Raw genomic sequence first — 11456 nt, 5'->3', positions numbered from 1 at the left:
TGAAGATTATGAAATTTAAACAAACGATAAGTATAAAGATAAACCAAATTATCAAATTTTTTGAAATATTGTGCAAACAAAAGTGTGTAAAGCTATATTTATATAATCCATAGTGTAATTTATAGAATTGTAATATTTTGTAAGCAAGTATTAAATAAAAGGTACCTTCTTTTCCTCTTTACAATTTGTCATTATTCTAGCCATTAATTAGGTGCAAAGATACTTCTTACACAGTTCTCACTGTTTAGAAAGCAGGAGTTCGTTGTGAAGACCATTTTTGATTTTAGTTATTTTCTCCTCTGAGTAAGGCAAGCCAAACTTTCAAAGTTTTTGAACAGCAATTTACCTATTCAATATAAACCTATATCAAAAAGGTGAGATCTACAAATTTTTGAATTTATGTAAAATAATTAGTAATTTAACATCCATGTTAAAAATATCTGTCCTACAAGTTAAAAAAGTTCAATTTTAGTATTTAAACCAAAGATGTCAATAATCAATGTCAAAATATGTAATAATAAAGAGTAACTGGTCTCCCCGCCCCGCCGTATTGCATTTTACTTTTCACCATCCCCTGTTCTTCCATATAGTCAAGATATTTCTTCGCCGTCACACGTGAGATATTTAAATTTTTGGCAATTTCCTCAGAAGAAACCGGTCTGCCGTAAGCCTTTAAAACCTCAATTATTTTTTCCATTGTTCTTCTGTCAAACCCCTTCTTCTCATTGTATTGTACATTCCCTGGTCTCAATAAAAAATCCAGTTCTTCCTGAGTGAGATTATTGCCACTTTTAATTTTTTCACACCTATAAAGATAGTTAAATAAAGCCGCTTTGAGTCTTGAGAACTCAAACGGTTTTATTAGATAATCTACAACACCATACCGTAGTGCCTCCTCTATATCTTTGTTGTGATTGTCGGCTGTAACCATTATCACATCCAGTTTATATCCATCCTTTCTAATTTGTTTCAATATCTCTATGCCATTCTCATTCGGCATATAAACATCGAGTAAAAGCAAATCTACTTTTCTCTTTTTTAAATACTCTTTAGCTTCTTCTGCATTTCTTGCTATTCCTACTACAGCAAACCCCTCTAACATATCCACATATTTTTTATTCACCATAGCCACCATGGGATCATCCTCAACGATGAGCACGTTAATCATAATTCATCCCTCCTCTCTTCACTTTTTACTCTATTTGTTTTACCTTTAGGGATTTTTACAATAAAAGTTGTTCCCTGCCCTCTACTTGTTCTAACTTCTATTTCGCCCCCTTTTCTTTCAACGATCTGCTTCACAATATAAAGACCTAAACCCTTCCCTGATGGTTTTGTTGTAAAACCTTTGTCGTATATATGTGGAAAAATGTTTTCATCTATGCCAGGTCCATTGTCAGAAACCCTTATAAATATATAAGTGGGTCTTTCTTTAATGTACACATTGATTAATTTCTCATCTTTCCCTGCAACCGAAAGTACTTCTATAGAATTTTCTATGAGATTTCCTAAGACGGATACAATGTCACCAGAAGATACTATACCATGGTCCATTTCCAACTCACTGTCTTCATCCAAATAAAGTTTTACACCCAGCTCCGAAGCATGACTGTATTTTCCAAGTAGTAACGCCGCCACCTTACTGTCCTTTATACTTCTTGTAATCTGTCCTGTAAAATATTGTAACGCTCCTACTTCGTTATACACAAATTTTAGTGCTTCATCAAACTGATTTAATTTTATCAGACCTGCCACAACGTGCATGTGATTCATAAATTCATGAGCCTGCGCCCTTAGTGTATCCACAATTTGTTTGTATCCGGTAAGTTGTTCCCCAAGAGATAGAAGGTCAGTTTTAGGTCTAAAACTAGCAATAGCTCCTTCAATTTTCCCATTTACGATAAGAGGTACTCTGTTGGTTATTACTGAAATGCCATTTATGACTTGTTCATCATCATATTCCGCAATACCAGTATCTAACACAATCTTTAATCTTGTGTCAGGTATAATCTTGTCTATCTCCTCGCCGATAACTTCCTTGTCTTCGAGGCCAATAATCTTTTTAGCCGAATCATTTATTAGAGTTATCCTTCCTTTTTTATCTATTGCAATTATTCCCTCTACTACCGCGTCTAAGATTGAATTGCGCTCTTGAAAGATTTTTGCAATCTGGTAAGGTTCCAGCCCAAATATTTCTTTTTTTATATTTATAGCAAGAAAGTATGCGCCGCCAGTTCCAATTCCTATAGATATTATCATAGTAAGGAGGATATTTCTTATTAACTGCAATTGCACTTTGTTTATATCCCGTGTAAGAACACCAACCGCTACAGCCCCTATTTGTTTATTGCCGTCCATTATTGGAGTAAAAGCTCTAAGTGATGATCCTAATGTACCTATACCTCTTGATATATATGTTTCTCCTTTCAACGCCCTCTTTTCATCTCCTCCTACGAATTTTTTGCCTATATTTTGAGGGTTTGGGTGAGAATACCTTACACTTTTCATGTTAATTATAGTGATGAACTCTATATTCTTAGAGTTCTTTCTAATCCGTTCAGCATATGGTTGTAAAATCTTTTCCGGGTGCGACATGTAAAAGGCAGAAATAACGAAAGGATCTGTAGCAACACTGCGGGCAATATTCATAACATTGTTTGCCATTTGGTTTTCTATTGATACATTTATATTTTTGATGGTAAATACAGTAGAAATTGTAAGACATATAATTACTATTAATGTAGTTAAAATTGTAATTTTTGTTTGCAAGCTAAGTTTTTTCATATATTAGCATTTACCTCCTTCATTCTATTGCTTATCTTTGCATAAGCACTTGAAATGAGAGTCATTAATTATTTCAAAGAAATCACAAAAAATCTGTACTCCCTTTTCACAGTTACAGCGAAATATGCTTGTGAACAATGAGGTTATTTTCTTTTTCCACTATATATCTCTTTTCTTCATTTTTTGCTGCTCGCTATCTTTGAGTTGTTGCCATTTATCTATTTGACGATAGGTGTAAATAGTGAATACTTTTTTTCGTTCTAATTTAATGTAGCTTAAACTTAAGTCTTATGTTCACCTGATTGAAGCTGTTATAAAAATGAAGTGATGGACTTTGTGTTACTTGCTTCTTTACTTTTACTTTATTTTTCATTTACCACTTAGTACTCTAGTTTATTTCCTTTTCGCTGTCAACGCATATTCGCTTGCTTTATTACCGTTGTAATTCTTCAACCACTACCCATTCTGTAGTGTCTAAATTCTATTATACATCAGATACAATTTCATTTTAATACTTGAACTATAAATTAGCAAATCCTGAAAAATAGTTTTAGCAAACATAAAAATCGGATACGTGTTGAAAAGAAAAGTCCAAGAAACGTATTGGTCAGGATATGATTGCAACAGTGACTGCAGATAGAAAATTTGAATAGTTGCATATATATAAGCATTATATTGTGGTTGAAAATAACCCCCTCAAGAAAACAATCAATGACAGTAGTATGTCGTAAAATTAATCAAGGATGTGGTTCTTTAAATAATTTTGCGTATTTATGTGAAAAACCATTCTTCGTGGTGGAGAAATCATTCAGAATAAACTTGTCTACCTTATATTTCTTAGTATTACCATTTCAAATTTTTATGCTGGGTTATACTACTTTGTAATTTTTATTGTTTTAAACTGCTTCCATGGAAGCAGTTTAAAATGTGAACGTATTTTCTTAAATGTTCAGAACACATTAATAAAAGCTGGTTTTAACATTATATCACAATTTCTATACCTTTGTGACCACTTTCTTATAAAATTTTTTGTTAAAAGATAAAACATCTTCTCTAACCTTATATTATTTGGAAACACTGATTTTGTCTTTGTCACATTCCTAAACTGTCTATAAATTTACTTTATAACGCTTGTGGTATAAATTATCTTCCTTATCCTGTAAGGGAAACTTAGAAACTAAAGTAAAAACATCCAGTTGTTTCCCCCAGTTCCTGAAAGCATTTGAATACTGTTTTCCCCATAGCTTTTTTCACTTGAACAGAAAATTCTCTAAAGATTCTCTTCCATCGGTTGCGTGGTATATTCTTTTTATAGTCCTTTGAAAATTCCTTAGTATATGTTTGTATGAAACATGTTTGAATGAATTTCTTAACTTATGAAATAATGCATCTTTGAATATCACATCTGGGAAATATCGCTTATATTTCTAATGCAATCCAAATCACCAACACAAAACAATAACCCCCTCTTCTACACCTCCTGTTTTTAAATCGTCTAAAACACCAAGTCAAGAATTTTAGCCTTTCACCCTTCTCAATTCCATATACCCGAAACATCTTTATAGCATTCAATTATTTATGTCTAAAACAACATAGGCAGCTTTGTTAACTATTCTGCTCTCTCTTTTATCTAACAATGAATTGCATCTATGAAAATAAACGGATATATCTTTTCTACCGTCTATTTTGACATCCTCTTATATTTGGAATTATTTTTTCCGTAATTTTATTAATTATCTCAGCAATAATTTCAATACCGCCAGATATCTTTAACTTGTTCGAGAACATTTCTTTATTGTCATTCTAACAATTTAGAAATTGTTTTTTGGTTTTTAAATCTTTTTTCTCTGTCTTTCGCAATATCAATTTCTCTCTCCAACCTTAGTTTTTTTTACACCCTTTTGAGTATATCCATTTCGAGAATTTATAGTTTTTTCCAATATCATATTTTTTACGACCCAAAGCTTCATCAGTTTCTGTTCTTAAAAAGCTTTTAATAACATCTTTAAATAAGTCTTTTAAACTTCTGTTAAATGTCATCAGCACCTTAAATATCATTTTTTCTTAATCAATTCAGGGAACCGCTCCTCTGTCAAAGTATTTTCCATAACATAAAACATCATTCTTGGATATTTTTATATATATTCTGTTTCTTACCAAGAAGGAGGCACTTATACTTTACACAAAATTATTTATAGCCTCGAACAATATACCAATGAGGATTAAAAAACCCTAAATGCTGGAGATTTCTTAAATGCAGTCGCATTTTGATAAAAAAATTTCTATATAAACTCTTGATACTATCAATAGCAAAAAATCTTTAAAAATTTTATCTTCTGTGGTTTTAATACTAAAAGTACATGGTTTAATATTATCCTTTGCAGTTGTTGTGTTATTGCACTTTAAAATTTTATCATAAGTGGAATATTTCTTTTATTTCTCTTGTGGATATTTTTACTTATGATGGTTGTATCTTTCTTCAACAACCTCAGAAAAATTATTTAAAATTTTTTTCAAAACACAAATGAACTTACTCAAAAAATATCCTCATAACACCTTCCACAAGATATAAGTCTGTTATGAGCTGATTGATATTAGTATCAGGCAAGACCGAAATCTTATAATGTATCTTTTCTGTATTTTCGTGTATAAACTTAAGGTCTTTTATAGTAATAGAGTGTGCAGACAAAATAGAATCAATTTTTTGTATAGAGTTTTTAAGATTTTGTCCTTCAACAACAAGCACGCGCAAAATCCCCTTTGAAACAAATCTCACCTCAAACTTTTTTAAAAAGATCAATGTAAGATATACAGCAGCTGTTACCAAAATAGCCCCTTTATAGTACCCAATGCCAATAGCCAAACCTATACATGCAACAGCCCACAAAGTTGCAGCAGTTGTCAAACCCTTTACAGTCGCACCATCTTTTATAATTGTTCCTGCACCCAAAAAACCAATACCCGAGATAACTTGAGCACCAAGCCTCGCAACATCTATGTTTGCGTGGCCCTTGTAGTATACATTGAAAATATACTGTGATGTCATCATAACAAGAGTAGAGCCCACACAGACTAAAATATGAGTTCTAAAACCTGCCGGTCTGTGAACATTTTCTCTCTCAATACCAATAAGCCCACCTGCTAAGATCGCAAAGATAATTTTTAGTACATCCTCTAACATTCTCAAATCCCTCAATTTAAGAAGAGAATATTAATTATTTTATACTACAAATTATGACAAAATAAAAGGGCTGCCCCATCTTCAGACAGCCCCTTTCACAATCCACAATTTTTAAAATAACATCAATTTAATTATTTTGTCCACAGTTCAATATTTTGCTTGATTCTCTTTGTGTAATACTTTTCAACCTTGCTGTTGCCAAGTTTTTCAAGCCCAGCCAGAAAATTGTTCCATACCCTATCAAAATCCTTTTCTTTTGCCATAACAACCTTTGGAATTGTTGATAATGTATAATTCCAAATTTTATCGTTAATTGTCTTGATCTCTGGATCATCAATTGATATCATCCACAGATAACCCCATGTCTTTTCAGGATACTCATTAGCTTTTGGAAACAAATCTTTCCAAATTTCTGCCTTATATGCTGACAGCACCTTTTTCTCAACATCACTATAGTTCTTTCTTATATCTTCTTTTCTTGTGTCAGGCGCAATTGGATTGCCTGTTGAATCAATATACGTATTAGGCAATCTTGGGAATGGATAAATGTAAGGACCTATACCAGTTTTCTTTGCAAATGTAGGATCAGTTTTCCTCATCTGGTCATATTTTGGTGTAAATACTCTCTTACCCTTTACATATGTGTGATGAACACCTTCAATACCCCACTGTCTTAAGATATTAGCATCTTCTGTGCACATCCAGTCAAGGAATTTAATTGCTCTTACCTTATCTTTGCACTTTACTGTTATAGCAACACCCCAACCACCTGTATATCCAACTTTTACATCAGGTGGACATTGTTTTATTTTTTCATTAACTGTAACAGGATAATAACCATATGTGTATTCGTACTTACCTGCCTTTTTGAGAGCTGTAATTGGTTCACCTACCGCCCAACCTGCATCAATTAAAGCAAGAACTCTTCCAGATGCTATTTTAGCTTTATATTGGTCGTCTTTCTGGACAAATGTCTCTCTATCAAGGATTCCTGCGTTCCATAAGTGATTTAACCATTTGAAATATTCTTTTTCAATTGGACGTTTATAATGTCTTATTACTTTCAAAGTTTTTGGATCAACATAAAACTCTCCATCATCTGGTGCGCCTGTTGCCTGAACAGCTGGATTTGTAACCGATATAACAGTTCGCCAGTCATCAGCACAAAGTGTGAGCGGAATTGTTGGAAGTCCATCTGTAGTAGGATGTTTCTTCCAGTACTTGACTATTGCATTTTCAAAGTCTTTGATTGTTCTTATTCTTGGGTACTTTTGTTCAATTACTACTCTGTGCTGAATCATAAAACCGCCATTAACATCCAAAGTTGCGTCATTGTCTGTTGTAATTCCCAAACAGTAAATATGTGGATCCTGTGGACTCCATCTGAGTCTTTTAAGGTTTTTACCATATGCTTTTTTGATATTAGGACCGTACTTTTCAATTAAACTGTCTAACTGTACAATACCACCGGCATTCTTAAGAAGTTGCAAGTCTCCTTTTGCATATACCAAGTCTGGATAATCACCACTTGCAGCCATGAGTTGAAGTTTCTGTTGACCAGCACCTTGAGCTATTGCATACTCAATCTTTAATGTAACACCTGTAAGTTCTTTTATCTTCTGTGCAACTGGTGACTTAAATCCATCATCATTTGGGTTTGTTTCAGCACTGTACATAGTGAGGGTAATTGGCTTTTTTGCCTCAGGTGTTGGTTTGAGAGGCTTTACAAGTTTTGAACTCCCAGCATTACCAACTAAACAAATACCTAAGACAAAGCTAATTATAACAACTACCGAAATAACTGCAAAAAATCTTTTTGAGATTCTCATAGTTTTTCAAAACCTCCCCTTTTTTATGTTTTTAGTTTATTTTAAGCTGGAGTAACCAGCTTAAAACCAAAATTTTAACAACTTTTTTGACATTTAGCTTTTTACTGCACCAATTGTCATACCATGTATAAAATATCTCTGAATAAATGGATACACAAGCAATATGGGAAGCGTTACAATTATTGTCATTGCCATTCTCAATGAATGTGGTGTGACTTTCATGGTCCTGTTAGGATCAAGATTACTATAATAATCTACTTGAGAAGATGCAGTTGCATTAGACAGAATCTTCTGAAGCTCATACTGCAAGGTGGTAAGCTTTGGTTCACTTGAACAATAGAGATATGTATCAAACCAAGAGTTCCAATGTCCAACTGCAATAAACAAACTAATTGTTGCAATAACAGGAGCACAAAGTGGCAAAATTATTTTCCAAAATATCAAAAAGTCATTTGCACCATCTATCATTGCTGATTCTTCCAAATCGGGCGGAATCCCTTCCATATACGACTTTATAACAATAACATTAAAAGGACTTATAAGACCGGGAAGAATATACACCAAAAAGTTATTCATAAGTCCAAGTCCTCTTATTAGCATGTAATCAGGAATCAAGCCTCCACTAACATACATAGTAATAATAAACATTATTGCAACTGGTTTTCTTGCAATAAAATCCTTCCTGTTTATAACATAAGCAACCATAGCAGTTGACAAAACACCTACTGCAGTGCCAATAACAGTTCTCAGCACAGTTATCAACACAGCCCACGGAATTTGAGGATAGTTTAATGTTTCTATATAATTTATCAACGTAAACTTTCGTGGAAATATCGTAATTCCACCTTTCACTGTATCATAAGGATCATTAAGTGATACAGCTAAAACGTGTAAAAAAGGATAGAGAGTGACCACTGCCAAAATTATCATTAGTAGGTAATTAAATACTTCAAAGACCAAATCCCCAGCTGTTTTCTTTTTCACTTTAAAATGCCCCCTTGAATCAAGCTTTCTTTTTTACATCATGCGATAGCCAGTTGTCTTTTTAGAAAACCAGTTAGCAAAAACAAGTAGTACCAAACTTACAACTGACTTAAAAACACCTGCAGCTGTTCCAAATGAGTATCTGACTGTGCCGATACCATATGTAAGTATATAAAGGTCGATGACATCAGCAACATCTCTTGTTGCCGCAGTTCTTAAAAGAAATTGCTTTTCGAAACCTATGTTTATTATGTTTCCTATGCTCAAAATCAATAGAACTATAACTGTCGGCATTATCCCCGGAAGAGTTATGCTTATCATCTTTCTGAATCTTCCCGCACCATCAACTGTTGCAGCTTCATACAGTTCAGGATTTATTGAAGTGATTGCTGCCAAGTATATAATTGTGTTCCATCCGAGTTCTTTCCAAATATCAGAAAATGTGACTATCCACCAAAAATAACGAGGTTCTGCCATGAACATAATTGGGTAATTTGTGAGATGAAGCTTTTGTAAAATTTGATTTATCACACCACTTGGCGATAGAATTTCGCTTACTAAACTTGCCACAACAACCCACGAAACAAAGTGTGGAAGATATGAGATTGTCTGGACTGTTCTTTTAAAGCTTATATTTTTTATTTCATTTAAAAGTAAAGCTAAGATTATTGGTAGTGGAAAGCCAAAGATCAAACCCATAAAACTCATTATTAATGTATTTCTCATAGCTTTGTAAAAGTCAGGGTCCTGAAACATCTCAACAAACCACTTAAATCCAACCCATTCTTGATTCCAAATAGGTCTACCAGGCTTATAATCTTGAAAGGCCATAATCCAACCCCATAGTGGGACATACCTAAAAATAATAAGCCATATGATAAAAGGAAAAATCATTAGAATTAGATATCTTTGCCGCCACAGTTTTTTTGAAAGTTTTGCACTGTTCATTTTAAGACCTCCAACTTTACTCTATAACCCACTGTTCAGACATAAATGATTTTAAAAAGAAAAATAAAATCACAATACCCTATTTTTTTGACATCTTATACCCTACAGTTTAGACATTAAAAAAACAAAAAAAGAAGCCATTTTTTGTAGCTTCTTTTCTGATATATTTATCAATTTTTTTGTTTTTCTTTATACTCCTTTGGTGAAAGCCCTACATATTTTTTGAATTTTGAACAAAAATAATCAACATCTTCAAAGCCAACTTTTTTACACGTTTCAGATACCTTACATCCTTCTTTTAAAAAGACTTTAGCCTTCTCTACCCGTATTCTATCTAAATACACTGTGAAGTTCTCTCCAAAAATCTTTTTAAAGAGCTTACTAAAATAAGAGCTATTGTATCCAAAAGCATTGGCAATTGTATCTAATTTTATATCTGCAAAATAGTTTCTCTCTATAAAGTCAGCAATCTTTTGTTTTAGGCTATCAGGACTTAATTTATTAATCTCATCTGCAAGAGATACAAAGTAGAATTTTATCAAACCTTTTAATTCTGTTAAGGTAGGCTGAATGTAAAAACTCTTTAAAATCTCTTGGCTAAGATATTTTTCAACAAGAGGTTTATAGAGCTCATTTTGCGACAATTTATATAAAGTCTCAATATAAAAGTTTGAGAAATTTATCTTTATATCCTCTTCAGACATTCTACTGTATAAAAGTTGTTCACTCTTTTCTTCAACTATCCGATTAATGCTCTCAAACCCATTTAGTGCAATAGCCATTGCTAATTTTTCAGTACACTCTTTATTATCAAAGTTGACTTTTTTACCTTCAATATTTTCCACATACTCTCCTATGTAAACAATTCCTTTGTATCCTAATAGAAATCGCTTTTCAAGCAATTCTATTGCTTCCTTAAACGACTCTTTGATAAGAGTGTAATCATCTACTTCACTACCAATTGAAATCACCACTTGGTTGCCAACTATTCTTACCAGGTTTTCCTTTAATATGTTAATACTTTTGCTATTGAAGGGATACCAAAAATCTTTGAAGAGAATACATATATTATGATTAATAATTGTTGAATATCCACAACAATTTCTTTTTAAAAACAAATCTACCTCTCTTTTTAATTGAAATATCTTTTCTTCTATAATCTTTTGATTATTTTTGCTATAAAACGCCACCACAGCAACTTGATATTTATTCCATGGAAGTAAGAGCCCGTAAAAACTACTGATATAATTTATTTCATGCTCATCAAATGCCCCCAGCAAAAGTTTTTCTATTACTTTTTCCAAACCGATTTCTTGAGTGGTCCGAACTGCCCTTTGCAGTTCAATCTCTTGACTGATCTTTTGTTTCACTTTCTCTAACTTCTGCTCAAGCATACGCGGGTCAACAGGCTTTAGCAAATAACTTTCAACACCAAGCTCAATTGCTTCTTTTGCATACTCAAACTCAGAATACCCTGAAAGAATTATAACTTTGGTATTCACACCTTCCTCTTTCAACTTTTTTATAAGCAAAAGCCCATCTATTCCAGGTATTCTGATATCAACTAAAGCAACTTCAGGTTTAAATTTCTTTATCTTTTCTAATCCTTCTATTCCATCTTGAGCGGTGGCAATAATCTCAAATCCCAATGCTTTCCAATCAATAATTTTTTGAAGACCCTCTAATATTATAGGCTCATCGTCAATCAAAATTGCTTTTAGCAAAACCTC

At 32.8% G+C, this 11456-nt stretch carries 7 protein-coding genes and 1 pseudogene; all 8 read right to left on the bottom strand.

What is annotated here, in order from left to right; genetic code table 11:
- Positions 1-502 precede the first annotated feature (502 nt).
- Positions 503-1168, bottom strand: coding sequence for a response regulator (locus tag OTJ99_RS03560; RefSeq protein WP_045165204.1), 666 nt, complete (start codon positions 1166-1168; stop codon positions 503-505).
- The gene (locus tag OTJ99_RS03555; protein ID WP_045165205.1) at positions 1165-2784 is read right to left on the bottom strand and encodes an ATP-binding protein; all 1620 of its coding nucleotides are present in this window, start codon (positions 2782-2784) and stop codon (positions 1165-1167) included. The genes OTJ99_RS03560 and OTJ99_RS03555 overlap by 4 nt, the downstream gene beginning before the upstream one ends.
- A gap of 888 nt (positions 2785-3672) precedes the next feature.
- Positions 3673-4892 (bottom strand): annotated as a pseudogene (locus OTJ99_RS03550) (IS256 family transposase).
- Between the two features lie 422 nt (positions 4893-5314).
- Entirely contained in the window at positions 5315-5965 is a 651-nt protein-coding gene (locus OTJ99_RS03545; RefSeq protein WP_045165206.1) for an MgtC/SapB family protein, read from the bottom strand.
- 131 nt (positions 5966-6096) lie between these two features.
- A complete protein-coding gene (locus OTJ99_RS03540) occupies positions 6097-7794 on the bottom strand; it encodes an ABC transporter substrate-binding protein (protein ID WP_045165207.1) in 1698 nt (565 codons plus the stop codon).
- A gap of 93 nt (positions 7795-7887) precedes the next feature.
- Positions 7888-8778, bottom strand: coding sequence for a carbohydrate ABC transporter permease (locus tag OTJ99_RS03535; RefSeq protein ID WP_083943516.1), 891 nt, complete (start codon positions 8776-8778; stop codon positions 7888-7890).
- A gap of 33 nt (positions 8779-8811) precedes the next feature.
- A complete protein-coding gene (locus OTJ99_RS03530) occupies positions 8812-9726 on the bottom strand; it encodes an ABC transporter permease (protein WP_045165208.1) in 915 nt (304 codons plus the stop codon).
- 170 nt (positions 9727-9896) lie between these two features.
- Positions 9897-11450: a response regulator transcription factor gene (locus OTJ99_RS03525; RefSeq protein WP_045165572.1), complete on the bottom strand. Its 1554-nt coding sequence runs from the start codon at positions 11448-11450 to the stop codon at positions 9897-9899.
- Between the last annotated feature and the right edge of the window lie 6 nt (positions 11451-11456).

It is taken from the genome of Caldicellulosiruptor naganoensis, assembly GCF_026914285.1.
In the GTDB taxonomy this organism is placed as follows: Bacteria; Bacillota; Thermoanaerobacteria; order Caldicellulosiruptorales; family Caldicellulosiruptoraceae; genus Caldicellulosiruptor; species Caldicellulosiruptor naganoensis.
The sequence above is the reverse complement of the archived record's forward strand: the minus strand, read 5'-3'. Positions and strand labels throughout refer to the sequence as shown.